The 22998-nt window shown below is 66.1% G+C and carries 25 protein-coding genes; 12 read left to right on the forward strand and 13 right to left on the reverse strand.

Annotation, left to right across the window (positions count from 1 at the left end; all coding sequences use genetic code 11):
* Positions 1 to 170 precede the first annotated feature (170 nt).
* The 4 genes from ACWGQ2_RS14100 to ACWGQ2_RS14115 form a co-directional block, all read right to left on the reverse strand.
* Positions 171 to 1715, reverse strand: a complete 1545-nt coding sequence (locus ACWGQ2_RS14100; RefSeq protein WP_452018306.1) for a DUF6297 family protein — start codon at positions 1713 to 1715, stop codon at positions 171 to 173.
* 3 nt (positions 1716 to 1718) lie between these two features.
* On the reverse strand, positions 1719 to 2405 hold the full coding sequence (locus ACWGQ2_RS14105) for an ABC transporter ATP-binding protein (protein ID WP_452018308.1): 687 nt from the start codon (positions 2403 to 2405) through the stop codon (positions 1719 to 1721).
* Between the two features lie 154 nt (positions 2406 to 2559).
* Positions 2560 to 2943: a hypothetical protein gene (locus ACWGQ2_RS14110; protein ID WP_452018310.1), complete on the reverse strand. Its 384-nt coding sequence runs from the start codon at positions 2941 to 2943 to the stop codon at positions 2560 to 2562.
* Between the two features lie 10 nt (positions 2944 to 2953).
* Positions 2954 to 3235 carry a hypothetical protein gene (locus tag ACWGQ2_RS14115; protein WP_452018312.1) on the reverse strand — a complete coding sequence of 94 codons (282 nt, stop codon included), beginning with the start codon at positions 3233 to 3235 and terminating at the stop codon, positions 2954 to 2956.
* Between the two features lie 454 nt (positions 3236 to 3689).
* Here ACWGQ2_RS14115 and ACWGQ2_RS14120 point away from each other — a divergent pair, with 454 nt between their 5' ends.
* From ACWGQ2_RS14120 to ACWGQ2_RS14150, 7 genes are all read left to right on the forward strand, one after another.
* Entirely contained in the window at positions 3690 to 3866 is a 177-nt protein-coding gene (locus tag ACWGQ2_RS14120) for a YegP family protein (RefSeq protein WP_452018314.1), read from the forward strand.
* 29 nt (positions 3867 to 3895) lie between these two features.
* Positions 3896 to 4696, forward strand: coding sequence for a PIG-L deacetylase family protein (locus tag ACWGQ2_RS14125; protein WP_452018316.1), 801 nt, complete (start codon positions 3896 to 3898; stop codon positions 4694 to 4696).
* A gap of 175 nt (positions 4697 to 4871) precedes the next feature.
* Positions 4872 to 5900 carry a LacI family DNA-binding transcriptional regulator gene (locus ACWGQ2_RS14130; RefSeq protein ID WP_452018318.1) on the forward strand — a complete coding sequence of 343 codons (1029 nt, stop codon included), beginning with the start codon at positions 4872 to 4874 and terminating at the stop codon, positions 5898 to 5900.
* The gene (locus ACWGQ2_RS14135) at positions 5897 to 7213 is read left to right on the forward strand and encodes an ABC transporter substrate-binding protein (protein ID WP_452018320.1); all 1317 of its coding nucleotides are present in this window, start codon (positions 5897 to 5899) and stop codon (positions 7211 to 7213) included. The genes ACWGQ2_RS14130 and ACWGQ2_RS14135 overlap by 4 nt, the downstream gene beginning before the upstream one ends.
* Before the next feature lie 80 nt (positions 7214 to 7293).
* Positions 7294 to 8304 carry a carbohydrate ABC transporter permease gene (locus ACWGQ2_RS14140; protein WP_452018322.1) on the forward strand — a complete coding sequence of 337 codons (1011 nt, stop codon included), beginning with the start codon at positions 7294 to 7296 and terminating at the stop codon, positions 8302 to 8304.
* Complete coding sequence (locus ACWGQ2_RS14145) at positions 8301 to 9191, forward strand: carbohydrate ABC transporter permease (RefSeq protein WP_452018324.1); 891 nt, start codon at positions 8301 to 8303, stop codon at positions 9189 to 9191. The genes ACWGQ2_RS14140 and ACWGQ2_RS14145 overlap by 4 nt, the downstream gene beginning before the upstream one ends.
* 5 nt (positions 9192 to 9196) lie before the next feature.
* Positions 9197 to 10798 carry an alpha-amylase family glycosyl hydrolase gene (locus tag ACWGQ2_RS14150; RefSeq protein WP_452018326.1) on the forward strand — a complete coding sequence of 534 codons (1602 nt, stop codon included), beginning with the start codon at positions 9197 to 9199 and terminating at the stop codon, positions 10796 to 10798.
* Positions 10799 to 10827: 29 nt separating this feature from the next.
* Here ACWGQ2_RS14150 and ACWGQ2_RS14155 read toward each other — a convergent pair whose 3' ends face one another.
* Positions 10828 to 11520, reverse strand: coding sequence for a helix-turn-helix transcriptional regulator (locus ACWGQ2_RS14155; RefSeq protein WP_452018328.1), 693 nt, complete (start codon positions 11518 to 11520; stop codon positions 10828 to 10830).
* 70 nt (positions 11521 to 11590) lie between these two features.
* Between ACWGQ2_RS14155 and ACWGQ2_RS14160 the strand changes: the two genes are divergently transcribed.
* Complete coding sequence (locus ACWGQ2_RS14160) at positions 11591 to 12304, forward strand: alpha/beta fold hydrolase (RefSeq protein WP_452018330.1); 714 nt, start codon at positions 11591 to 11593, stop codon at positions 12302 to 12304.
* 23 nt (positions 12305 to 12327) lie between these two features.
* Here the strand turns inward: ACWGQ2_RS14160 and ACWGQ2_RS14165 are convergent, their stop codons facing one another.
* From ACWGQ2_RS14165 to cynS, 5 genes are all read right to left on the reverse strand, one after another.
* The gene (locus ACWGQ2_RS14165; protein ID WP_452018332.1) at positions 12328 to 12942 is read right to left on the reverse strand and encodes a DUF2127 domain-containing protein; all 615 of its coding nucleotides are present in this window, start codon (positions 12940 to 12942) and stop codon (positions 12328 to 12330) included.
* The gene (locus ACWGQ2_RS14170) at positions 12824 to 13957 is read right to left on the reverse strand and encodes a baeRF2 domain-containing protein (protein ID WP_452018334.1); all 1134 of its coding nucleotides are present in this window, start codon (positions 13955 to 13957) and stop codon (positions 12824 to 12826) included. Before ACWGQ2_RS14170 ends, ACWGQ2_RS14165 begins: the two co-directional genes overlap by 119 nt.
* 152 nt (positions 13958 to 14109) lie before the next feature.
* Entirely contained in the window at positions 14110 to 15570 is a 1461-nt protein-coding gene (locus ACWGQ2_RS14175; RefSeq protein WP_452018535.1) for an SLC13 family permease, read from the reverse strand.
* A 236-nt stretch (positions 15571 to 15806) separates the two neighbouring features.
* A complete protein-coding gene (locus ACWGQ2_RS14180; RefSeq protein WP_452018336.1) occupies positions 15807 to 16634 on the reverse strand; it encodes a formate/nitrite transporter family protein in 828 nt (275 codons plus the stop codon).
* Positions 16635 to 16644: 10 nt separating this feature from the next.
* Positions 16645 to 17097 carry a cyanase gene (gene cynS / locus ACWGQ2_RS14185; RefSeq protein ID WP_452018338.1) on the reverse strand — a complete coding sequence of 151 codons (453 nt, stop codon included), beginning with the start codon at positions 17095 to 17097 and terminating at the stop codon, positions 16645 to 16647.
* 224 nt (positions 17098 to 17321) lie between these two features.
* On the opposite strand from cynS, the gene ACWGQ2_RS14190 reads away from it, so the two are divergent.
* On the forward strand, positions 17322 to 18056 hold the full coding sequence (locus tag ACWGQ2_RS14190) for a helix-turn-helix domain-containing protein (protein ID WP_452018340.1): 735 nt from the start codon (positions 17322 to 17324) through the stop codon (positions 18054 to 18056).
* A gap of 69 nt (positions 18057 to 18125) precedes the next feature.
* On the opposite strand, the gene ACWGQ2_RS14195 is transcribed toward ACWGQ2_RS14190, so the two are convergent.
* Positions 18126 to 18779, reverse strand: coding sequence for a TetR/AcrR family transcriptional regulator C-terminal domain-containing protein (locus tag ACWGQ2_RS14195; RefSeq protein ID WP_452018342.1), 654 nt, complete (start codon positions 18777 to 18779; stop codon positions 18126 to 18128).
* 157 nt (positions 18780 to 18936) lie between these two features.
* Here ACWGQ2_RS14195 and ACWGQ2_RS14200 point away from each other — a divergent pair, with 157 nt between their 5' ends.
* Together ACWGQ2_RS14200 and ACWGQ2_RS14205 are read left to right on the forward strand one after the other, a co-directional pair.
* Positions 18937 to 19623, forward strand: a complete 687-nt coding sequence (locus tag ACWGQ2_RS14200; protein ID WP_452018344.1) for a DUF4386 domain-containing protein — start codon at positions 18937 to 18939, stop codon at positions 19621 to 19623.
* Positions 19624 to 19635: 12 nt separating this feature from the next.
* Entirely contained in the window at positions 19636 to 19857 is a 222-nt protein-coding gene (locus ACWGQ2_RS14205) for a hypothetical protein (RefSeq protein ID WP_452018346.1), read from the forward strand.
* A 22-nt stretch (positions 19858 to 19879) separates the two neighbouring features.
* Here the strand turns inward: ACWGQ2_RS14205 and ACWGQ2_RS14210 are convergent, their stop codons facing one another.
* Positions 19880 to 21130 carry a hypothetical protein gene (locus ACWGQ2_RS14210; RefSeq protein ID WP_452018348.1) on the reverse strand — a complete coding sequence of 417 codons (1251 nt, stop codon included), beginning with the start codon at positions 21128 to 21130 and terminating at the stop codon, positions 19880 to 19882.
* Between the two features lie 314 nt (positions 21131 to 21444).
* Here ACWGQ2_RS14210 and ACWGQ2_RS14215 point away from each other — a divergent pair, with 314 nt between their 5' ends.
* The gene (locus ACWGQ2_RS14215) at positions 21445 to 22185 is read left to right on the forward strand and encodes a flavodoxin family protein (RefSeq protein ID WP_452018350.1); all 741 of its coding nucleotides are present in this window, start codon (positions 21445 to 21447) and stop codon (positions 22183 to 22185) included.
* Positions 22186 to 22267: 82 nt separating this feature from the next.
* Here ACWGQ2_RS14215 and ACWGQ2_RS14220 read toward each other — a convergent pair whose 3' ends face one another.
* Positions 22268 to 22975: a hypothetical protein gene (locus tag ACWGQ2_RS14220; protein ID WP_452018352.1), complete on the reverse strand. Its 708-nt coding sequence runs from the start codon at positions 22973 to 22975 to the stop codon at positions 22268 to 22270.
* Positions 22976 to 22998: the final 23 nt, after the last annotated feature.

Raw genomic sequence — 22998 nt, forward strand, 5'->3', positions numbered from 1 at the left:
CTAGGTTCCCGATGCACCGGGCCTTGTCTTTTGCAAGCACCTCTTACCAGTGACGCCACTGCGAGCGTCCACCCTAAGGCTCCCGGAGACTATCAGCCTTCTCCTCATTGGCAGTACCCGTGCGCGCCCGTGGCCGCGGCGGTGACCCGACGCGGTGAGTAGCCTTGCCGCTATTTCGGACGAGAGTAAATCAGCACAAGAACACAAACCGCCGAAAACCCAGCCTGTGCGAGCAGCAGCACCCCGGGAACATTACCCAGGAAAAGCCCCAGCAGCAGCGGAACCAGCGCCAGTAGCGTCGTGTCGAAACCGCGGACCATGGATCCGGCCTGGGCGCTGGGCATCGGCCCGAACGGAGTGTCCTTGGGTGGAAGAGACCAGTCGGGCTGGACCCTGTAGGCGCCCCGCACCGCCGAGGCGCCAAACCCCACACCAGCCATTGCACCCAGTGCGATCAGTGAAGGATCACCCGCGCCGAGGAGCACCAGCACCGCACACAACACCGCAGTCCACAGCGCCAGCGCAGCAGCAGGCAGCGCCATCCGACTCAGCTTCACGACGGACACCGACAGCGGCAGCAGCATGTCCAGGCCCGGCATGATCGCCGTCCGCCGGGCCACCGCACCCATAGCAGGAACCGCCGCAAACACGGCCACTGCAATCATCCCCAGCTGCACCAGCGGAGGCTGCACGCCGCCGGCCAGCAACACGACCACGAACACGGCCAGCACCAGCACCGGACGGACCCATAGGCCGCGGGTCCGCAGAAACGCCGCGGTATCGGCACGCAGCAGGGCTCCAAGCGGAGTCCGCCCGCCCCGCGCATACCAACGCGCCGCACGGGCGGAGGCAACGCCGTCGGGCTCTGCCGAAAGTGCGCGGCCCACCTCATTGAGATCCATCAGGTACACCGCGGCACCCGTGTGCCCGGACACCGCGCCGCCGCGGATCAGCTCCCGGCCCGGGATCCGATCCAGCCGAGAGAATACGAGCAAGCCGAGCGCAACGGTGACACCCAGGCCACCGACCGCCAGCGCCCAGGACCCCGCGGCGACCCGCACCGTGCCCAGGCTCAGAAGCGCCAGCACCAGCAGGCCGGGAAGCATGTCGCGGCGCTGCTCAGCCGCCGATTGCGGAGCCGGCCGGGCCTGCTGCAAACCCGCCAGCAGCACGGCACAGACAGCACCCACCCCAAACGTCGCAGCCGCCAGGATCTGTCCCCGAACACTGGTCTCCAGGTCCATCACAAACCCGAACGGCAGATACAGCACGCACGCGCCCGCCCACACCAGCAGCAGGCGCCGGGCCAGCCGGCCGGCCACCATCGGCCGCCGCTCCAGCGGCAGGCCCAGCCACCAGTACCCTTCGGGGCCGCTGACCGCCGCGGGGCCCAGTTTCCGGGCGATCACCATCACCGCCGCCAGGGCTGCGAAGACCAGGACAGCAGCTGCCGCGCCGTCGGGCAGGGAGAACGACGGCGGCGCCACCAGGGTGCGCCCGGAACCGACGTTCCAAGCCTGGGCGACCTGCTCGCGCAGGGCCAGGACGAGTCCCACAGCCAGGGCTGCAATGGTTCCGAGCGCCAGCACAGCGGTGTAGACGTCGACGAAGACATCCCGGAACCGGGTCCGGCCGCGGGAAAACGCCCGCGTGGCCTGCCGGGTGTAACGGACCGGGTCGAACGGGGGAGGGGCTTGGACGGTTTCGGTGGTCATCCGTCAGCGTCCGGCGATTTCCGCGGCGGCGCGCTCGGGCGCGATCTCCCGGATGTCGTCGTCAATCAGCAGGCACCGCTGTGCGGTGGCCAGCAGCAGCGCCGGATCGTGGGTGACGAGCAGGACCGTCCCGCCGCCGTCGGCATAGGCCTGGATGCGTTCTCCCACCCGTTCGCGCATGGCGGGGTCTAGGCGCTGCTCCGGTTCATCGAGGATCAGCAGCGACGACTGCCGGATCAGGGCAGACGCCAGCAGCAGCCGGCGGCGCTGACCGGAGGAGACAGAGGCGGGAACGGCGTCGGCCCGCTCCTGCAGGGCGAAGAACTCCAGTTCGGCGTCCACGGCGGCGTCCGGGTCCGGGACCGAGTGGCCACGGGCGACCAGCTGCAGGTGCTCGCGCAGGGAAAGCGACGGGAAGAACGCGTCCTCATCGAACAGGGCGGCGACCGAGCGGCGGAACGGGATGGCGTCTTCGTTGACCGGCAGCCCGTGGGCCCACACCTCGCCGTCGAGCATCTGCTGCTTCCCGGCAATGGTACGGGCGGCCGTGGACTTCCCGGCACCGTTGAAGCCGACGACGCCGAGGATCTCGCCTGCGTCGGCGCGTGCCGTGATCGGCCCGCACACAGGCATGCCGCCGTAGCCTACGGACAGGTTGGAAATTTCGAGCACGGCCCCCGGGGATGTCATGGGATCAATTTAGCCGAGCGCGGTTGGCGTTATTCAGTACCCGGCGGATTGATGCGGGCGAGTCCCACTGCACACCGCTGGAGGGGGCCCGGGCCTCTGGGGACACCAGGGAACCATCTTCTTGCCGTTCGCTGCTGTCTCGGTCTTAGTTGACCTACGGCTTGGTCGTCCGTTGCTCCAGCCCTGTGAGGAGCGGTAGTGCCCTCCACGGTGCTTCCGGGAGGAGGAGGATTCCGGATATTTCCGGGAAATCTATGTCTGAGATGCCGCGGGAAGCCTGCGCCGCGGTTTGGGCCATGGCTTCCCAACCTGACCGGAAGGAAGCGATTGGGTCTGCCTGTGGACCGGTGCCCTGGGATTCATCAGTGCCCTCAATCGACGGAGGGTCGGGGAGGGATGCGAGCTTCTTCACGGATAGCGGAGTGTCATGGCCAAGCTTTCCATCCACAGTGACGCGCAGACGCGCAGCTGAGATGTCCCGGCGGAGCTCCTCAAGGAGCTTTGCCGCTTCGCGACGGCTCAGATTGCGGGCGGTCATTGAGGACCTCCTAGTCGGTGTCGGTCCCATTGTGCTCGTTCCCGTTCTCTTCGTCCATTATCCGCCGGTATTCGTTCAGATAGTCCTGGCTGATCAACCCCTGGTCCACCATGTCCTGAAGAGTTCTCTGCTGCTCCTTCAGGGCTTCCTCGGCCCTCGTGGTGTTGCCGGCAACGGTCTCGAGCCAAGACGGCTCCAGCAGCTCCAAGTCTTCCTCATCGACGCCCCCGACCTTGGCGAGCCGGGTTAGCATCCGGAATCCCAAGTCCTGCCGGACGGGACTGAGGGACATGGACGCATCCAGTGCCCACTGGACCCGTTTCCACCACTCGGCCCGGTCATCCGCCCGGCGCCGCTCCTTGATGGCAGCCTGATTGTCATCGCGGTCAGCCTAACGCTTCCCCGGCTGTGTCAGCGCGCATCGCCCCACACGTAATGACGTGAACTTCTCCCAGCCCTGCGACACCATCCGTGGCTACTCCATCAGGAAGTCTCCCCCGGGTCTCATTCCCCTCCACCCGCGACCTGGCCGGTCCTTGATGTCTGCACGAGGGGCCGCAGGCGCCTACCCCTCGTGGATCTGGCGGAAGGGCGGCCTGTAAGGGCAGACAACGGGTAAGAATCTCCCCTAGGGCATCAACGTCGAAGTCCGCGGAAGCGACGTTGAGAACTTTCCGGGATCGGTTGACTTCCCCGAACGGCAATCGCTGAATGGACGTACCGGACCAAACCAAAGCGAGGCAGCCATGGCAGGCAAATTCGAGGTCTATCAGGACAAGGCCGGCGGATTCAGGTTCCGCCTGAAGGCAGGCAACGGCGAGATCATCGCTTCCTCCGAAAGCTATAAATCGAAGGCATCGGCGCTCAAGGGAGTGGAATCCGTCCGCTCCAACGCCAACGCGAAGATCACAGATGTGACCTGACAGCAGGATGCCGGAGCACAGGTGCCGTTATGGCCCGCAGCCTGGCCCTGATTGTCGCCCACCCCGATGACGACGCCTACGGCCTCGCCGGAACCGTAGCCCTTCACGAGCATGATCCCGGGTTCCGGTTTGTGCTGGTCCACGCGACCGACGGCGGCGCCGGACAGATCGATCCCGCCTATCCGCCGGTCAGCGAGGAGCTCGGCAGCATCCGCCGCCGGGAAATGGACGCCGCGTGGACCGCACACGGCCGGCCGCCGGACCGGCATGAATGGCTGGATTACGACGACGGCGGCGTGGACCAGGTGCCGTTTGCCGAGCTGGTGGACCGGATCGGCGGGATCCTGGCGCAGGAGAGGCCCGACGTCGTCGCGACCTTCGGTCCGGACGGACTCACCGGGCATCCCGACCACATTGCCGTGGGCGCAGCGACCGACGCCGCGTTCTTCCGGCTGCGCGACGGCGGCGGCCCGGGCCTGCAGCGCCTGCTGCACGGCGCTATGCGCCGCTCCGTCTGGGAACGCTGGAACCACGGCCGGATCCGGCGCGGGCTGCAGCCGTGGGAAGCGGGCCGCATGTATGACGTGAACCCCGTTCCGGATGAAGAGATCGGCGTTGAGGTTGATCTCAGCGCCGTGGCGGACCGGGTGGTGGCAGGGCTGCTGCAGCACCGCACGCAGCGCCACGTGATCTCCCCGGGGGTGCCTCCGGACGCGGAGGACGACGCCCGCTGGAACCGGATGGTCGGCGTCGAACCGCTGGTGCTGGCCTGGCCGCCAAGACCGCCTGGAGCGCCCGTGCTGGGTGATGTCTTCGAAGGGCTCGGCTGAACAGGCGGGCTGAACCGCCGGCCGTGTTCTGCCTTAGGCCGCCATGTCCGCCGGATTCCACACTTCGTTTACGAAACGTCATGGATCCCGGAAATCTCCCTCTAGGGTGTGACGCAGATCGCGCAACCGTTTACGTAAACCGTTTGCGCCCGTGCGTGAGTCCGAGAGGAGGGACATGGCAACGATCAGGGACGTCGCGAAGCATGCCGGTGTGTCTCCGGCAACTGTTTCCCGGGTGGTCAACGGGCTCGTGGGCTACTCCGAGGAAACCCGCCGGCGCGTCGAGGAGGCCGTCACCCAGCTCAACTACGAGACCGACTTCATGGCCAGGGGCCTAAAGACGCGTCAGACCTCCGTCATCGGGCTTCTTGCCCCCATGGTTTCCGACGCCCTCGCATCGGAAGTGATGCGCGGCGTTGAGGAAGCAGCCCGGGAACAGGGATACGCCGTAATGCTCGGCCGCACCGGGTTGAAGTCGGTCTTCATCGACGGTTACCTGCGGACGCTTCGGACCTACCGCGCAGCAGGCGTGATCCTGATTTCCGCCGTCATCACGGAGGACATGAGGCAGTCACTCGGTCCGAACATTCCACTGATCTCCGTCGCCATCAGTGACAAGTCAGGGTCACCCAGTGTCTCCATTGATGATGAGCGGGCCGCCTACGACGCCACCCGGTACCTGCTCTCCCTCGGTCACCGGCGCATCGGCCTGCTCGCCGGAGACCCGTCGTCGGTCTTCGTAGCGCACCCACGGCAACGCGGCTACGAGCGAGCCATGGCAGAGGCCGGGCAGACGCCCGTCACCGCACATGGAACGTTCTTCTATGACAGCGGGGCCCCGGCCCTGGATGAGCTGCTCCGCCAGGAACCGGACCTCACGGCCGTCTTCGCGGTCAGCGATGAGATGGCGGCCGCCGCCGTCAACGAACTGCAGGAGCGCGGGCGGCGCGTTCCCGAGGACGTCTCGGTGCTCGGCTTCGACAACACCTCCACGGCCCAGCACGTCCACCCGCCGCTCAGCACCGTCGCCCAGCCGCTGGAGGAGATGGGCAGAACGGCGGTTGGCAAACTGCTGCGTGCCCGTGACCTCGGGCCCAGGATTGTGCCGCACTCAATCATTGCCCGCGGATCCACCGGACCGCCCCTGAATCAGCACGAGCCCAGTCCACCAGCACCACTCGCCATTACAAGGAGCACAGCATGAGGCAACGACGCCACAATCGACGGATTCTTCTCGGAACGGCAGTACTCACCATCTCCGCCCTCGCCGTCACGGGCTGCGGAGCCGGCAGCGAGGAACCGGAAACGCAGCAGGACGCAGCCGCAGCCTTCGAGGGCCGCGGGCCCATCAACTATGTCTCCTCCCGGGACGCCTCCGGCGCTGCACAGGATTCCATCGACAAGTGGAACTCCGAGCACCCGGATGAGCAGGTGACATTCATCGAACTGCCCGACTCCGCGGACCAGCAGCGCCAGCAGCTGGTGCAGAACGCCCAAATCGAGTCGGACACCTTCAGCGTGCTGAACCTCGACGTCGTCTGGACTTCAGAGTTCGCCGCAAACCGGTGGATCATGCCAATGCCGGAGGACGCACTGCCGACGGACAGCATGGTCCCTGCCGCAGTGGAAACCGCAACCTACCGCGGCACCCTGTACGGCGCGCCGTATTACACCGACGGCGCCCTGCTCTACTACCGCACGGACCTCCTGCAGGCGGCGGGTATCGATGCCCCGCCCACGAACTGGGAGGAGATGACGGCGGCGTGCGAGAAGGTGCTGGCTCTGCCCGAGGCGGATGGCATGTCCTGCTACGCGGGGCAGTTCGACAAGAACGAAGCGCTGACGGTGAACTTTACGGAAGCCGTCGGATCAGCCGGCGGCCAGGTCTTCGACGAGGGCGCTCCGACGGTGGACACCCCCGAGGCCCTCGCCGGACTCACCCAGCTCACCGACGCCTTCAACGACGGCCTCGTTCCGAGCGACGCCATCACCTACCTGGAGGAGCAGGGCCGCCGCGCCTTCCAGGAAGGTGATCTGGTGTTCCTGCGCAACTGGCCGTTCGTCTACTCCTCGCTCACCGCCACGGACGGCTCCAGCGCCGTGGTGGATAAATTCGGCATGAGCTCGGTTCCCGGCATTGGTGAGAATCCGGGCGTCTCCACGTTGGGCGGACGGAACCTCGCCGTCTCGCCGTTCACCCAGAACAAGGCAACAGCCCTGGACTTCATCAAGTTCTTCACCAGTGAAGAAGAATCACGGGCACGCCTGGACAAGAGTTCGCGGGCACCGGTCTACCCGTCGCTGCTCGAGGACCCCGCCGTCGTCGAAAAGCGCCCGTTCTACCCGACGCTGCTGGAATCGCTGGAAAACGCTCAGGCGAGGCCGCAGGTCGTCAAGTACGGTGCGACGACGACCGCGATCCAGGAAGAAGCGTACGCGGCACTCACGGGGGAGAAGGATCCGGAGACGGCCCTCGCTGACATGCAGGCAAAGCTCGAAGAGCTCTCGGCCGAATAGGCCGCAGGCGGCCGTTGGCGCAGCTGCCGGCGGCCGCCTCCGCTGCTTGATTCCCTCCCGCGCGCCCAGTTAGGAACTCCATGACTACCAGTACTGCTGCGCCCCCGCGCCGTTCCCACGGACAGCCCCCCGGCAAACGCAAGCCGGACAGCCGCACTGCCGGCGAAGGCAGGATGGCAGCCCTGCTGCTGTCTCCGACCCTGCTCGTCCTTGGCCTGGTCATCGCGTATCCGCTCGTATCCGCGCTTTACCAGTCGCTCTTCCGGGAGGAGTCCGGCCTCGATGAGAACGGCTTCGTTGCCGAGGGCGAGACCTTCGTCGGGCTGGCCAACTACACCGATCTCCTGGCCGGGGAATCCGGAGCCAGGTTCCTGAACGCCCTCGGCAACACCACCTTCTTCACGCTCACCACAGTTACCCTCGAAACCGTGCTTGGACTGTGCCTGGCACTGGCCATGAACCGGGCGTTCCGCGGACGCGGCATCCTCCGCGCCAGCATCCTCATTCCGTGGGCCGTTCCCACCGCCGTCTCCGGCCTGCTGTGGCGCTGGATCTTCCAGTCGGACGGAATCGCCAACACCCTCATCGGTACCGAAATCCTCTGGACCGCGGAGGGTTTCCAGGCCAAGGCCGCAGTGATCATTGCCGAAGTCTGGAAGACCGCGCCGTTCATAGGCCTGCTGGTCCTGGCCGGCATGCAGGTCATTCCGGAGGAGGTTTACGAGGCCGCACGCATCGACGGCGCCGGCTGGTGGCGCCAGCTCGGCTCCATCACACTTCCGCTGGTGAAACCGACCCTGCTCGTCGCCGTACTGTTCCGGCTTCTCGACGCCCTGCGGATGTTCGACCTGCCGTTTGTTCTGATTGGTCCCGGCAAACAATCGGTGGAAACCCTCTCCATGCTCGCCTGGGACGAATCGAACCAGCTGCGCTACGGCTCGGCGTCGGCGTTTGCCATCATCCTGTTCCTCTACGTGGCCCTCGTTGCGATCGTCTTCGTGAAGATCCTCGGAGCCGACGTCGCCGGGACCAAGGAGATGCGCACCCTCAGCAAAGCAGGCCGCTCCCGGAAGGCAAAGGCAGTCTCATGACCCAGATCCCACTCCTCACACGCAGCGACACCCCCAGCGAGGCACCGCAGCGGAATCCGAAGAAGCGCGGATGGAAGAGCTACCTCACCTACGCCGGGCTCGCGGCGATCTTTGTGTACTGCCTATCGCCGTTTTACTGGATGCTGGTTTCCAGCTTCCGCCGTACCGCCGACATCTTCGACAACAGCCTGATCCCGGAGCCGTTCTCGCTGGAGAACTACCTGAAGGTGTTCGACGGATCCACGATGTTCGGCAGGGCCCTGCTGAACAGCCTGATCGTTGCCGGCATCACCACTACGCTGGCACTGGTGCTGGGGATCTTTGCGGCCTATGCCATTTCCCGGCTGAACTTCCGGTTCAAGTCCGTGATCCTGGGTCTTGTCATCGCCACCTCGATGTTCCCCGGCATTTCCGTTGTGGTGCCGCTGCTGCGGCTGTTCACGGACATTGGGTGGATCAACACCTACCAGGCCATGATTGTGCCCAACCTGTCCTTCGCCATCCCGCTGGCGGTCTGGAACCTCACCACCTTTATGAAGGCCCTGCCCTTCGATTTGGAAGAGGCAGCCCTGATCGACGGCTGCACCAAATGGCAGGCGTTCCGGAAGATCCTGCTGCCGCTGGCCGCTCCCGGTGTGTTCACAACGGCTATCCTTACGTTCATCCACAGCTGGAATGAGTTCATCATCGCCCTGTCCATGATCAACAACCCTGAACTGCAGACTGCCACGGTCGCCATTTCAAAATTCACCGGGGCCACGGAGTTCCAGGCACCCTTCGGTGAACAGATGGCTGCGGGCGTGATCGTCACCATTCCCCTGGTCATCATGGTTCTGATTTTCCAGCGGCGCATCGTCGAAGGCCTCACCTCCGGCGGCACCAAATGACCGGAATGACGACGACGGCCAGCGGGCAGCAGCCGGGCTGGTGGCAGGACGCCGTCATCTACCAGGTGTACCCGCGCTCCTTCGCGGACGGCGACGGCGACGGGGTGGGCGATCTGGCCGGTCTCCTGGAGCGGCTGCCCTACATTGCCTCTCTGGGCGTGGACGGCATCTGGATGACCCCGTTCCAGCCGTCCCCGCAGGTGGACCAGGGCTACGACGTCAGCGACTACTGCGGCGTCGATCCGCTCTTTGGCACCATGGAGCAGTTCGACGAGCTGCTCGACTCGGCCCACGCGCTGGGGCTGCGGATCATCCTGGATGTGGTGCCCAACCACTGCTCCTCGGAGCACCCGCTCTTCCAGGCGGCCGTGGCAGCCGGTCCGGGTTCGCCGGAACGGGAAATGTTCCACTTCGAAACCGGGAACGACGGCGGCCTGCCGCCGAACAACTGGCAGAGCGTTTTCGGCGGACGCGCCTGGAGCCGCGTGAAGCCCGGCTCGGAGACCGACCAGGACTGGTACCTGCACCTCTTCTCCCCGGAGCAGCCGGACTGGAACTGGCGCAACCCGGCGGTGGGGGACTACTTCGAGGACGTGCTCCGCTTCTGGTTCGACAAGGGTGTGGACGGCCTCCGGATCGACGTCGCGCACGCCCTGTTCAAGGCCGAAGGGCTGCCGGACACCGACGCCACCGGCGGCGTCGTCAACGGCCTGCGCTCCAACCCGCAGGTCTCCGACCAGGAGGACGTCCACGAGGTATACCGGCGCTGGCGCCGCCTCGCGGACAGCTATGCGTCTGAGCCGATCCTCGTCGGTGAGGTGAACCTGGAACCGGACCGGGCCGCCAGATACACGCGGCCGGACGAGATGCACCAGGCGTTCGCGTTCGCCTTCGTGAAGCTGGGCTGGGACGCCGGCGCGTGGGCCGCCGTCGGCCGTGAGCTTGACGCTGCCCGCAGTGCCCACGGGGCGCCGCCCACCTGGGCGCTGGAGAACCACGACATCGCCCGGTCCGTGACCCGGTTCGGCGGAGGCGACCGCGGGGTCCGCCGTGCGCGTGCCGGCCTGCTCGCCATCCTTGGGCTCCCTGGCGGCGCCTACATTTACCAGGGCCAGGAACTGAACCTGCCCGACGTCGACGTGCCGCTTTCCGCCCGGGTGGATCCGATGTGGGCCCGCGGCGGAGTCTCCCGGGACGGGGCCCGCGTTCCGCTGCCGTGGACGGTCGCGCCCGAAAATGCCTACGGGTTCTCCGCTGGAGATGCTGCCCCCTGGCTGCCGGTGCCCGAGTCCTGGGGTGAGCTGTCCGTGGAAGCTCACCTGGAGACAAAGGATTCGACGCCGCAGCTGGTTCGAGATGCACTCACCCTGCGCCGGCAGCTGAGAGACAAAGAGGTTTTCTCCCCGGATGATGCCTGCGTGTGGCGCGTCGCCGACGCCGGGCTGCTCGTGTGCGAGCGAGGGGACCAGTTCCTGCTTGCCGTGGCAATGGGGGATGAACCCGTGCCGCTTCCCGCCGGGGACGTCCTGCTGGCGTCGTCGCCGCTGACCGCGGCCGGGCATCTGCCGCCGGATGCGGCTGCCTGGATTCTCAGAAGCCGTCCGTAACAGGCACCGGGGCAGGGCAACGTTCGAGGCTACCCGCCGTGCACCGGCCGGGCATTCGCCGGCGGCTCGCCGACCTCCTCCACAGTGTGCCCGGTGCACGCCATCGCGGTGACGCTCGCCCGTTCGATGCGGGAGACGGTAAACCAGCGGATCCCGTCCCGCAGCCTGCACCAGCCCACCAGGAACCACCGGCCGCTGGTGGACGCGAAAAGGATGGGCTCGACGTCGCGCGTGGTCACCGCGCCGTCCTTCGCGGTGTAACGGATGCGGACCACCCGCTGATCCGCCATGGCTTCCTCCAGCGCGGAACGGACCGTGCGCGAGGACGCGGGCGGGGCGTTGACCCACACCCGGGAGGCCAGCTCATCGGCCCGGGCACGGGTGCACGGGTCCAGGACGTCCAGGATTTTCCGGACCCCCGCTGCCGCGAGATCCGCGTACGGAGCGTCCGACGCCGCTGAGACAGCGGCCATCAGTGCCACGGCCTGGGACGGGGAGAGGCTGACCGGCGGCAGGGAGCCGCTGCTCGCCAGGCCGTATCCGCCGCCGGGGCCGGGGCGGGACCAGATGGGGGCGCCGCTGTTCTCCAGTGCATCGAGATCCCGCTTCACGGTCCGCACGGAGACGCCGAACTCACGGGCCAGTTTCTCGGCCGAGACACCGCGGTTGCCGCTGCGGCGCAGCATCTCGGACAGCGCCACGAGCCGCTCGGTCCGCTTCATGCGGCCGCCGGAGAATTCATGACATAAATAGTGACATACACCTGCCCAAACGAGGGGTGAAAGTAGGAACATGAACACTGTGAAGAGCCCCATCGTCCTGATCGCCGGCCACTGGCTGGGCGCCTGGGCCTGGGATGAAGTCCTGAAACACCTGTCCGCAGCGAACGTCCCCGCGACCGCAGTGACCCTGCCGGGTCTGGACCCAGAAGACCCCAGCCGCACGGCACGGACCCTGGATGAGCAGGCAGCGGCAATTGCCGACGTCGTCACCCGCGCGGGCGGGCCGGTCACCCTCGTCGCGCACAGCGGCGCCAACTTCCCCGTCAGCCTGGTGCTGGACCGGCGCCCCGAGCTGATCCGCCGGATGGTCTGGGTGGACTCCGGTCCGGTGGCGCCGGGGAGCGTCTTCCTTCCCGGTTTCCCGGAGGACGCGGCCGAGCTGCCGCTGCCGGACTTCGAGTCACTGGGGCAGCAGGCCAGTCTGGAAGGCTTGAGCGATGAGGTCCTCGACCGGTTCCGCGAGCGGGCGGTGCCCGAACCCGGCCCCGTGCTGCGCGAGCCGCTCGCACTGACCAACGATGCCCGCCGGCAGGTCCCCACCACGCTGGTGTGCTGCTCGATTCCGAGCGCGCAGATGATGGAGCTCGCCGAGTCGGGGCATCCCATGTTCGCCGAAACTGCGAAGCTCACGGACGTGGAGGTTCTCGACCTGCCCACCGGGCACTGGCCCATGTGGAGCCGTCCGGGTGACCTGGCGGAGGTTCTTGCTGCTGCGGCCGGCTGACGGGAGGCGGCGAACGCGGAGCGTCAGAGCCGGGAGCCGGCCGCCCGGGTCCGCTCAACCCCGTACTCGCGCCAGGTCAGCCACACCACCAGGATGTCGAACAGGGTGAGCACCACCAGGGCCCAGGAGAATGACACCGCGATTTGGTAACACTGGAAGCCAATGAAAATCAGCAGGAACGCGATCATCCAGGGATACGCCCAGAGGTAGTCCTTGAGCACGGCCCAGACCAGCACGATTTTCACCAGGCCGTGCAGCAGGAGGTACACGGCGGCGAAGGTCGACGCGGATACCGTCAGGGAATCGGCGGCGTGTCTGGCGGCATTGGCCAGCAGGTCGCCCGAATCAACGGACAGTTCGTGCTGCGTCAGGGCCCTCACCAGCGAGGAAATCTGGCCCGGTGTCACCAGCAGCAGAAGCGCGCCGCCGACCACTTCCAGCAGCCCGTCCACTCCTTTGAGGACGAGCGTGATCCTGAAGGTGACGGTAAGGAACTTCCCGCCTTTCCGGGCGGCCGTTTCAGCCCCGCGGCGCCGCAGGGCCGGTAGGCCAGCGCAGCAGGGCGGCAGCGTCGACGCCGTGGGGGAGGACGCCGTCGGGCACCAGCAGCAGACTGGCGTCGGTGAGGGCTGCCGCACGCACCAGAGCCGCCGGAGCAGGCACCTGGCCCAGGACCTCAGCGCCGAGGGATTGCTCCGGAGCGCTGGCCACCCAGGGCTCGGCTCCGAGGGCCAGCAGATGGCGGTCCGCCAGCGCATTGTCATTCAGAATCAGGAGATCCACCTGGGCCTGCTGGAGGGCCTTCACCACCGCACCGAAACCGGTGACAGATTCCGGGTTGGCCTGCCCCTGCTGTTGAGCCAGGCGATCCATGATCTGTTCCTGCTCTTCAGCCCACAGCAGGGCAATGCGTTCCTGGACCTTGTCTTCGAAACTTTTGCGGCCCGCTCCGGACTCAGGCATGTGGGAATCGATCATGCTGACCAGTGGCTTGTGGGCTTCGGCGAGCTGGTCCCGTACCAGTCCGCGCGCCCGGACGTCACCGGCAAGCACGATCAGCCGGGCGCCGCTGCTGTCCACAATCCGGTCGATCTCCTCGGCCACCTGATCCGCGTTGCGCCGCCAGATCTGCTCGGTCTGCCGCTGGAACTTGTCCTGTGACCAGCCGCCGGCGGGGAGCTTGGTGATGTCTTCTTTCTCCCCCTCCACATCCTCGACGGAGGAGTCTTCACGGCCGACGAAGCGCAGGCGGATCTCAGCGTCCTCCCGGGAGACTTCCGCAACGATATACGGGAGCTCCTCGGGACGGTGTTTGAGCAGCGGCAGGAGGTCAGGAACCGGATCCACCGAGACCCGCTCCGGCACCACCAGCTCTCCGGGCAGCACTTCGTTCAACGCCACCGTGCCCTGCTGGACCAGGAGGAAGCGCGAGACCGGGGACGGAAATCCGTCGGCGGGAAGCACGGCGGTTTCCGCGGCTTCCTGGTCCTGGGGTGATGCGCCCTGTTTAGCCAGCGCCCTCCTGACATCAACCGGGCGGACCTCTGCGGCTTCCAGACTGTCCACATTCCCTGCGGAGGCGTCTAGGTACGCGGCGCACCAGGGCCCCCGGCGCCGGTAAAGGTCAGCGAATTCGTGGAGTTTCCGGGTCATGACGATCTCCTTCCGCAGGGCCTGCGGCCCCACAGCGAATCAATCCGTGCCCCACGCTAGCACCGGCGTCGGCGGAATTTATAGGTGCGGCGAAGCTGCTGCGCACCTTGCCGCGGACTCTCTCCGGACGTGTTGGGCTGCCCCGGATCTGCCTAGTACACGATTCCGAAGACCCAGACGGCCAGGGTGAACGTCACCAGTGTGGTCAGCACCAGGGCAATGAGGTTCAGCCAGATACCTGCCTTGACCATGTCCGCAATCTGGACGTGGCCGGAGGAGAAGGCGATGGCGTTGGGCGGGGTCGCAACCGGCAGCATAAACGCGCAGGTGGCGACGATGGCCACCGGAATGACCAGCAGCATCGGATCAACCCCCAGGCCAAGCGCCACCCCGCCAATCAGCGGGAGGAAAGTTGCCGCCGTCGCGGTGTTGCTGGTGAGTTCGGTCAGGCCCAGGACCAGTGCTGCGATCAGCACCACAATCAGGATCAGCGGGAGAGCCTCCAGCCCGGATACCTTGGTGCCGATCCACTCGCTGAGGCCGCTGGCAGTGAAACGGGAGGACAAAGCAAGACCGCCGCCGAAGAGGATCAGGATGTCCCACGGCAGGTCCTTCGCACTGGACCAGTCCAGCAGCGGGACACCTTTCTTCACGTTGGCCGGGATGACAAAGAGCAGAATGGCCACACCCATGGCGATCACGGCGTCGGCAAAGTTCGAGTCGGGCCACAGCAGCGGAACCGTGATCCAGGACGCGGCGGCGAGGACAAAGATGCCCAGCACCTGCTTCTCAGCGCCGGACATCGCGCCCAGGCGCTGGTACTCTCCGCGGATCATTTCCCGGCCGCCGGGGATTTCCGTGATCTCCGGCTTGAAGATGACAAAGGTCAGGAGGTACCAGGCAAGCGCCATAAAGATGACAGCAAGCGGCACGCCGACGAGCATCCACTGGCCAAAGCCGATGTTCACGTCATGGGCGTCCGCCATGTAACCGACCATCAGGGCGTTCGGCGGGGTTCCGATGATGGTGCCCAGGGAGCCGATGGAAGCCGAATAGGCGATGCCGAGCATCAGCGCGATGCTGAAATTCCGCGGTGCCTTCTTTTCTTCGTTGAGGTTGGCTACGAGTGTGAGCACGGAAATGCCGATGGGCAGCATCATCACTGCCGTTGCCGTGTTGGATACCCACATGCTCAGGAATCCGGTGGCGATCATAAAGCCGGCAATGAGCTGTTTGGGTTTGGTTCCCACCAGAAGCACTGTGGCCAGCGCTATCCGGCGGTGGAGGTTCCAGCGCTGCAGCGCCAGGGCCAGGAAGAAGCCGCCCATAAACAGGAAAATGATCGGATCGGCGTAGGGCGGCGCCGTCTCCTTGATGGTGGACACGCCCAGAGCCGGAAAGAGCAGCAGGGGAAGAAGCGCCGTCGCGGCCAGCGGAATCGCTTCGGTCATCCACCAGACGGCCATCAGCACGGCAATGGCAGCGGTCGCGCGGGCGGGCTGTTCCACATCCTGGGGCATGATCAGGTAGACCACTGCTGCGAGCAGGACGCCGAGCGCCAGCCCGACGCGTTTCCGCAGCAGCACCCGCCTATCCTCAGCCGGGGCAAGCATCCCGGGAGCGGTTTCTTCCTCAGTCTCAGTACTCGATGCAGTGCTGGGCTGTGTCACGGTGCTGTCCTCCGGATAAACGGGTGGGCGGTCTCACAATCCAACCCCAGCCGCGCCGCGGATGCAAAGCCTCCTTTGTATATGTGCCCATGTCAGACGCTGACTACCCCCGTCCCGACACGGACCGGGCCGGCACCCGGGAACCCCCGGATACCGGCCCGCCCGGCGACCTGAAAAAGCTAGACCTTCACCTTCGCCGCGAACTGGCGGCCCGGCGCCGTCCGGGCGTGGGTCCCGTAGATCATCAGGCCGACGAACGTCAGCCCGCCCACCAGGTTGCCGAGCACGGTGGGAATCTCATTCCAGATCAGGTAGTCCATCAGCGTGAATTCGCCGCCGAGCATCAGGCCGATGGGGAAGAGGAACATGTTCACCACGGAGTGCTCAAAGCCCATGTAGAAGAAGAGCATGATCGGCATCCACATGGCGATCACCTTGCCGGACACGCTGTCGGACATCATGGCGCCGACGACGCCGGTGGAGACCATCCAGTTGCACAGCACGCCGCGCACAAACAGGGTGAGCATGCCGGCGGCACCGTGCTCCGCGTAGCCCACGGTCCGTCCTTCGCCGAGGTGCCCGATCGCCTGGCCAACCTCGCTGACCGCAGAGGAGAAGCCGTAGGTCCAGACGATCCCCATCAGCAGCGCAGTGGTCAGGGCGCCGGCAAAGTTGCCGACGAACACGAGTCCCCAGTTGCGCAGCATCGAGTTCAGGGTGACGCCCGGCCGTTTGGCCAGCCAGGCCAGCGGCACCAGCGTGAACACACCGGTCAGCAGGTCAAAGCCCATCAGATACAGCATGCAGAACCCGACGGGGAACAGTACCGCGCCCAGCAGCGGGGAGCCGGTCTGCGTGCTCACCGTGACGGCGAACGCTGCGGCGAGGGCCAGGATGGCGCCGGCCATGTAACTGCGGATCAGGGTGTCCCGGGTGGAAAGCAGCACCTTGGAATGCCCGGCGTCGATCATACGGACCGCGAAGTCCTTGGGGATCACATAGCTCATCGCGGGCCCCTTACCACTGGTACTTCAGGAACTTGCCGTCGATGATCACGCGCACACGGTCCCCTTCGGGATCCTCGCGGCGGGTCAGCTCGACGTTGCAGTTGATGGCGCTCATGATGCCGTCGCCGAATTCCTCGTGGATGGCTTCCTTCAGTGCGGGTCCGTAGACGGCCAGCAGTTCGTAGAAGCGGTAGATCGTGGGGTCGTCCTTGAGTGAGTCCCCGGCGATCCGGTACGGCTGTTCCTGCAGGGCCAGCACGGTCTCCTCATCCAGGTCCAGCAGTTCCCCGGCCTTTTCGGCCAGTTCCGCCGGCACCGGATGGGAGCCCAGGAGTGCCGCGATAGTCCACAGCAGCGGGCGGTCCAGCTGCTCAGCGAGCTCCGCCCAGGAAGACTCCGAACGGGCGACGGCGGTGCGGACCTTGAGTGTGGCCTGATCGCGGTTGGTGTTCCAGTTCGTCATTTTCAATCTCCTCGTACGTGGTTCTGCAGGCACTTGCCTTGAACCCAAACTAGGAGCGCCCGAAAGCGGCACGTCAGGCTTTTTGCGCAGCCCATCGCGCGATTTGCGCAGCCAGCTCAGGGTTTTACCTGCATGAAACACCGCCGCAACTTCCTCCGCCTGAGCGGTCCGTACGGTGAAACCGAATGGAAATGAAGTTTGCTGCGTCCGGGACAGGAGAGGGCATGGATCTGCTGACACAGGTGGTCCGCGAAGCACCCGTACCGCTGTGGGTCATTGATGCACAGGGTCTGGTGGCGCTCGCCAACCGCGAAGCGATCCGCTTCCTGGGTTACCGGGGAGATGACGACGTCGTGGGCGGCCCCAGCCACGATCTGCTGCACCGCAGCCGTCCGGACGGCTCACCCTATCCGCAGCATGAGTGCCCGATTGTCTGCTCCGCCGGAGCAGAGCCGGCAACGGAATGGTTTGTCACCCGTGCGGGGGATACCCGCCCGGTGCGCTGGACCACGCGCACCATCGGAGACGGCCAGGCAACGCTGCTGAGCTTCAGCCCGGAGCCGCGGGCGGAGGCACAGATTGTGCGGGAGCTGCGCCGCCGCGGGTCGGCGCCGCGCACCTCACCCGTCCAGGCGCGCGCCGAGCTCCGCGAGTCCCTGTGCCGCACCATCAGTTCCCGGTTCACCGACCCGCAGTTTACGACGGCGGAACTCGCCGCCGCGGCGCACCTCTCCGTCCGGTCGGTGCAGGCGCTGTTTGCCGATGCAGGGACGTCGCCGGCGGCTGAAATCCGCCGTGTCCGCCTTGAGCACGCCCGCGCGCTGCTGGAACGCGGCCATGCCGTGCAGACGGCCTGCCTTGCCTCGGGGTTCCTGGATCCGGGTACGTTCGCCCGGGCGTTCCGCCAGCGCTTTGGCACGGCACCCAGCCAGGTCGCGGCGTCGTTGCTGGCCGGCTGAGTACGCTCCTCCCATTCAGGCTGGGCCCCTATATCCGCTGAGCCTTGCTCACCGCAGGTAATCCGTAACTCAGGGCCCCTCCCCACGCCAGGAGCCGCGCAGGGTCTCGACGCCGTCGAGCAGGACATCCAGCCCGACGATGAACTCGGCGTCGTAGTCATACCCGCTCTCCGCCAGCTCGGATACGACCTCCAGCAGGTACGGATACCGCTCGGCGGCCTCGGCGCCCTCGCCCGCATGAGTGTCCGCCGCTGCCTGGGCGGATTCCTCCGGAGTCTCGAAGGACAGCGTCTTCTGCTGCAGTGCAAAGCCGTACACATAGGCGTCCAGCAGTGAGGTCACGTGGACCGTCGTGCGGAATCTGAAGCCGCTCTCCCGGAGGCACCCCATCATGGCGTTGTGCTGCTTCAGGTTCTCCGGCCCCGGTTTTCCGGCGGCCTCCATCAGGCCCACCGCCCAGCGGTGCCGGACCATCGCATTCCGCAGCGAGACCGCGCGCTGCCGCATGGCCGGCTTCCAGCCGTCGCGCGCGTGCGGCTCCGCGACCTCGGCCCAGACCAGGTCCACCATGCCCTCCAGCAGCTCCTGCTTGTTGGCCACGTGCTTGTACAGTGCCATCGGCACCACGCCGAGTTCCTGCGCCAGCGTCCGCATGGTGAAACCGTCAATGCCCACCTGGTCAGCCAGTACGACGCCGGTGCGCAGCACTGTTTCGCGGTTCAAGCGCGCTCGCCGCGCGGCGGGAGCGGGTGGCTCCTGCTGCTTCGGGTTCATGGTCGTCGGCCTTTCCTGGAAACTGCCTCTTGACGAAGTGTACGGCATACACCTACGGTCGGAACCACTTGGTGTACGCAGTACGCCTATCCTCGACAGGAGCGCCATGAAACCGCTGGACAAAACCGCCCGGACCGCCGGGATCCTGTTTCTTCTCACTTTCGTCTCGGCCATCGCCGGCGCTGCCCTGTACGCGCCGCTGCTCGCCGATCCCGGCTACGCCACCGGCCCGGGCGGTGACACAAGGGTCCTCATTGGCGCCGTCTGCGAACTGGTGCTGATCATCACGAACATCGGCACCGCCGTCGTGCTTTATCCCGTCCTGCGCCGCTACAGTGCCGCTGCGGCGATAGGTTTTGTGGCCGCCCGGATCATGGAGTGCACAATGATCGCCGTCGGCATTCTGTGCGTCCTCACGGTGGTCAGCCTGCGCCAGAGTCCGGACGCCGAGGCCTACCTGCCGGTAGCCCAGGCGCTGGTGGCCCTGCACGGCTGGACCTTCCTGCTGGGGCCGGGGTTCGTCGTCGGGATCGGGAACGGACTGCTGCTGGGGTTCCTGATGTACCGGTCCGGTCTGGTGCCGCGGCCCATGGCACTGTTCGGACTGATCGGCGGCCCGCTGATGTCTCTCTCCGGCATCGCGGTGCTGTTCGGTGCCTACGGGCAGATGTCGGTTCCGTCGGTGCTGGCGACGATGCCGGAAATCATCTGGGAGGCCTCACTGGGCGTGTATCTGACGTTCAAGGGCTTCCGGGCGGCCGCCCGCAAAAAGCCGGAAACCACGCGGGTGTGATTGGGTGGCCCGATGGATAACTACGTAAGCAACGGAACATTCTGGTTTACGCTGGCCCTGATCAACGCTGGGCTGGCGGAACAGAAGAACCGCTCACGCTGGAACTGGTTCCTCATTTCGATCCTGCTGGGCCCGATCGCGACCCTGCTCATCGTGGTGTGGAAGGGGCCGGAGCCTGCGCCGCCGTCGATGACCCACCGCGGCGGCTGGCAGGAGCCGGCGCCGGAGCGTTAGGTTCCTGCCAGACCGGGCGCAGTTACTGGGGGAGCGGGCCGGGCTGAGTTCCTGGCTGTGGTCCGGGGTGTGGGCCCGTGCCAGGCTGTGGACCGCCATACGGCCCAGTGCCAGGCTGCGGACCGGGGTACGGGCCCGGGTCCGGGAACGGGCCGGGAGGGGTCGGGCCGGCAGCGGGAGGGACCGGTGCAGGGGTGCGCCGCCATGGCCGCTTCTCGTAAATCGCCAGGAGCTGGGCGCCGATGCCAAAGAACACCATGGCCAGCCACACAACGATGTTCAGCCACGGGATATGCAGCGCGACAATGAGGATCACGCCGCCGACGAGGGACTTGATCACGGGATGCTGCCGGCCGCGGAGCACGAGCCTGCCGATGTAGTACGCGACGAAGACGAACGACGCGAGCGTGAGAGTGATCCACACGAGCAAACCGGCCAGTGCCAGGGGCGCCCCGATAAAGGTGACCAGGACTGCCAGCAGCGCAACCGGAACGGCGATGCAGGCCACGAAGCCAACGAGCAGCGCCTTCCACGGCCGGGGTACCAGCTGGTCCGTCACGCGGTGCAGCAGGCGCGGGAGGAGCCATCCGGCGGCCACGGTGATGAGGCTCAGCGCAACCAGCGCATAGAGGAGTCCGAGCAGCCAGCCCACGAACCGCTCGCCGAGCGTCGGCTCCGGCGTGGTCTGCGGTTCGATGCGCTCCACGTTGCCGCTGACCGCGTCCTGGGCAATGCTCGCTTCGGCATCGGACGTGTAGGTGAGGTTTCCGCCGACCAACCCGTCGACCGTGAGGGACCCGACGCTTACCTCTACGTCCCGCCCGACCGCCCCGGCGATGTCGATATCGCCAGCGGCTCCCACCAGGTCGTCTCCAAAGGACCCGGTCTCACTCACGTCGATGTTTGCGGCGAAGATCGTGCCGCTGCGCTCAACTTCCCCGTTGACGGTGACATCCTGGCCTGCGATGCGCACATTTCCATCAACGTTTCCGTTGATGGTGATCGTTTGGCCGGCTGCTATGACATCACCCGTGACGTCTCCGTCGATGGTGATCCGTTGGCCTGATGCGTAGACATCGCCGGAAACGTCATCCCGCACATTGACGGTCACTCCGCTGTAGAACTGCGGACCTGTTTCATCGTCCACCGCGGCGGGGAGCTGGGAAGCTGAGGACGGGGACGAAGCGAAAGCACCTGTCCCGCTCGCGAGAATCAGCATGCCAAAGGCGAGAACGGCGAAGAAAGCCCGCCGGAAAGATGAAGGAAGTCTCATTGAGATGCCTTTCCTTGTAGCTGTCTACAAACGCATCTTCGACGCTTCTTGATCCTGACTGCGGCGTCGACCGTTCATATGTCAGGGACCACGGCTCCGTCCCGTGCGAGGACTCCCTCCAGCCGTCCTTCGCCAAGTTCCCCTTTAGCTCCTCGAGCGCCGCGGTCATTCCCGGCGCCCACTCTTCCTCGGGTGGAACCGGGCCGACTGACCCCGGAACGGGAAATGTGGAGCTTTTGTACCTGGTAACACCCCCGACCTGGCCGACGAACCGCCGCTGGGTGCTTCCGTACTGGGAGGCAAGGATAGTGAGAATGCCCGCCCACCAGGACGTGCCGCCTACGTCTTCCAGAGCCACGGTGAGCGTCTCTGAGCCGGTGTTCATGGGGCCAATGATGAACCTGGCTCCAGACGGTGTAAAGGCCTGCCGCAAGGCTGATGCGGCACGGGTCCGGGAGTCTTTCGGCATTCGGCTGACGGAGTTCGGTGACCGGTCCTACACTGTTGCACCCACCGTGTTTTCTTCCGCCCTCCCAGGAGTTCCAATGCGTGCACTCGTCGTCTATGAATCCCTGTGGGGCAACACCGAAAAGGTTGCCCGCGCGGTCGCGGACCGGCTCGCCGCCGGCGCAGAGGTTGAGGTGTCCGACGCCGCCGCGGCACCCGCCACGGCAGATGGGTTCGACCTTCTTGTGGTGGGCGGGCCCACCCACGCCTTTTCAATGTCCCGGCCGAGGACGCGTGCCGATGCGGTGAAATCCCACGGCGCACCGCACGAACCCGACGGCGGCATCCGGGAATGGCTGGACCGGTTGGCACCGCCCGGGACACCGATCCCAGCCGCAGCGTTCGATACCCGCGTGGACAAACCGCGCCTGCCCGGCTCAGCTGCCAAGGCAGCCCGTCACGAACTGCGCTCGCTGGGCTTCGACACTGACATCAAGCCGCGCACGTTCCACGTCCACGGCTACGAAGGCCCACTCCTGGACGGAGAACTGGAGGAAGCCGCCCGCTGGGCGTCGGAGATCCTTGACCAGCTGGGAACCGCGGGCTGAGATGCTGATGTGGGCGCACAACAGTCCCTCCGGACCGCCGTGCGCCCGCGAACACTGCGTTGACGCTGGCGGGCCAGCGCCGTCATTTCCGACCGTGCACTGCCTTCCGGGACGGCGGCAGCATGAATCCGACGGCGACAAGCCAGAGGAGTCCGCTGAATCGTCCGATGGGCAGGAGGAACGCAAGCGGTTCGATGACCAGGGAGAAGAAGCTAAGTTCGCACAGGGCGGCGATGACCAGGCCGCTCCACGCCAGCCAGCGGGGGACGAAGCCCAGTATCAGGGCTGGAACGGCAATTCCGGCTACGAGCAGTCCAAGGACCACAACATAAGCGACTCCGCCGGCAAGGAATGCAAGGAATGCCAGGGCCCGGGTCAGTGGCTGGTTGGTAGTGACTTCAGGGCGGCCAAGGACCCACACGAATATGGCGGACAGCATGAGGAAGGCAGAGGCGGTGATGCCGCCGTAGTAACTAATCGCCGGCCTGGGGACCCTGACCCCCATGCGCAGCTGCCGGGCATAGACGGTGGCAGCGAAGATCCCCAAGGGTACGGCTGAACCGAATTGAAGCAGGCTCGAGAACCGGACAGCATCCGGATTCTCCGCCAAGTACGCCTCGACCTGCCCAGCGGGAGCGAACGGAGAAGGAAAGCCCTGCCCGCCCGCGAGGATGAGGCCTATCAACAGGCTGCCGACGGTCAGCCCGAGGCTCGCGGCCGCCAGGATGCCGGGGTGCGGGCCGCCGTCGTGGGTGGGTCCGGAAGTACGGGCTCGTGAGTGCTCAGTCATGACCGTAATCCTTTCCAAAGTTA

The sequence above is a fragment of the Arthrobacter sp. NPDC055585 genome, from assembly GCF_053619115.1.

What these genes read in the sequence shown, in the direction of transcription:
- ACWGQ2_RS14210 (WP_452018348.1), bottom strand. Translation starts at nt 21,130, where the DNA reads ATGAGACTTCCTTCATCTTTCCGGCGGGCTTTCTTCGCCGTTCTCGCC.
- ACWGQ2_RS14170 (WP_452018334.1), bottom strand. Translation starts at nt 13,957, where the DNA reads ATGACCCGGAAACTCCACGAATTCGCTGACCTTTACCGGCGCCGGGGG.
- ACWGQ2_RS14175 (WP_452018535.1), bottom strand. Translation starts at nt 15,570, where the DNA reads ATGCTTGCCCCGGCTGAGGATAGGCGGGTGCTGCTGCGGAAACGCGTC.
- ACWGQ2_RS14115 (WP_452018312.1), bottom strand. Translation starts at nt 3,235, where the DNA reads ATGTCCCTCAGTCCCGTCCGGCAGGACTTGGGATTCCGGATGCTAACC.
- ACWGQ2_RS14135 (WP_452018320.1), top strand. Translation starts at nt 5,897, where the DNA reads ATGAGGCAACGACGCCACAATCGACGGATTCTTCTCGGAACGGCAGTA.
- ACWGQ2_RS14150 (WP_452018326.1), top strand. Translation starts at nt 9,197, where the DNA reads ATGACGACGACGGCCAGCGGGCAGCAGCCGGGCTGGTGGCAGGACGCC.
- ACWGQ2_RS14190 (WP_452018340.1), top strand. Translation starts at nt 17,322, where the DNA reads ATGGATCTGCTGACACAGGTGGTCCGCGAAGCACCCGTACCGCTGTGG.
- ACWGQ2_RS14205 (WP_452018346.1), top strand. Translation starts at nt 19,636, where the DNA reads ATGGATAACTACGTAAGCAACGGAACATTCTGGTTTACGCTGGCCCTG.
- ACWGQ2_RS14120 (WP_452018314.1), top strand. Translation starts at nt 3,690, where the DNA reads ATGGCAGGCAAATTCGAGGTCTATCAGGACAAGGCCGGCGGATTCAGG.
- ACWGQ2_RS14180 (WP_452018336.1), bottom strand. Translation starts at nt 16,634, where the DNA reads ATGAGCTATGTGATCCCCAAGGACTTCGCGGTCCGTATGATCGACGCC.
- ACWGQ2_RS14100 (WP_452018306.1), bottom strand. Translation starts at nt 1,715, where the DNA reads ATGACCACCGAAACCGTCCAAGCCCCTCCCCCGTTCGACCCGGTCCGT.
- ACWGQ2_RS14125 (WP_452018316.1), top strand. Translation starts at nt 3,896, where the DNA reads ATGGCCCGCAGCCTGGCCCTGATTGTCGCCCACCCCGATGACGACGCC.
- ACWGQ2_RS14200 (WP_452018344.1), top strand. Translation starts at nt 18,937, where the DNA reads ATGAAACCGCTGGACAAAACCGCCCGGACCGCCGGGATCCTGTTTCTT.
- ACWGQ2_RS14160 (WP_452018330.1), top strand. Translation starts at nt 11,591, where the DNA reads ATGAACACTGTGAAGAGCCCCATCGTCCTGATCGCCGGCCACTGGCTG.
- ACWGQ2_RS14145 (WP_452018324.1), top strand. Translation starts at nt 8,301, where the DNA reads ATGACCCAGATCCCACTCCTCACACGCAGCGACACCCCCAGCGAGGCA.
- ACWGQ2_RS14130 (WP_452018318.1), top strand. Translation starts at nt 4,872, where the DNA reads ATGGCAACGATCAGGGACGTCGCGAAGCATGCCGGTGTGTCTCCGGCA.
- ACWGQ2_RS14105 (WP_452018308.1), bottom strand. Translation starts at nt 2,405, where the DNA reads ATGACATCCCCGGGGGCCGTGCTCGAAATTTCCAACCTGTCCGTAGGC.
- ACWGQ2_RS14110 (WP_452018310.1), bottom strand. Translation starts at nt 2,943, where the DNA reads ATGACCGCCCGCAATCTGAGCCGTCGCGAAGCGGCAAAGCTCCTTGAG.
- ACWGQ2_RS14215 (WP_452018350.1), top strand. Translation starts at nt 21,445, where the DNA reads ATGCCCGCCCACCAGGACGTGCCGCCTACGTCTTCCAGAGCCACGGTG.
- ACWGQ2_RS14155 (WP_452018328.1), bottom strand. Translation starts at nt 11,520, where the DNA reads ATGAAGCGGACCGAGCGGCTCGTGGCGCTGTCCGAGATGCTGCGCCGC.
- ACWGQ2_RS14140 (WP_452018322.1), top strand. Translation starts at nt 7,294, where the DNA reads ATGACTACCAGTACTGCTGCGCCCCCGCGCCGTTCCCACGGACAGCCC.
- ACWGQ2_RS14220 (WP_452018352.1), bottom strand. Translation starts at nt 22,975, where the DNA reads ATGACTGAGCACTCACGAGCCCGTACTTCCGGACCCACCCACGACGGC.
- cynS (WP_452018338.1), bottom strand. Translation starts at nt 17,097, where the DNA reads ATGACGAACTGGAACACCAACCGCGATCAGGCCACACTCAAGGTCCGC.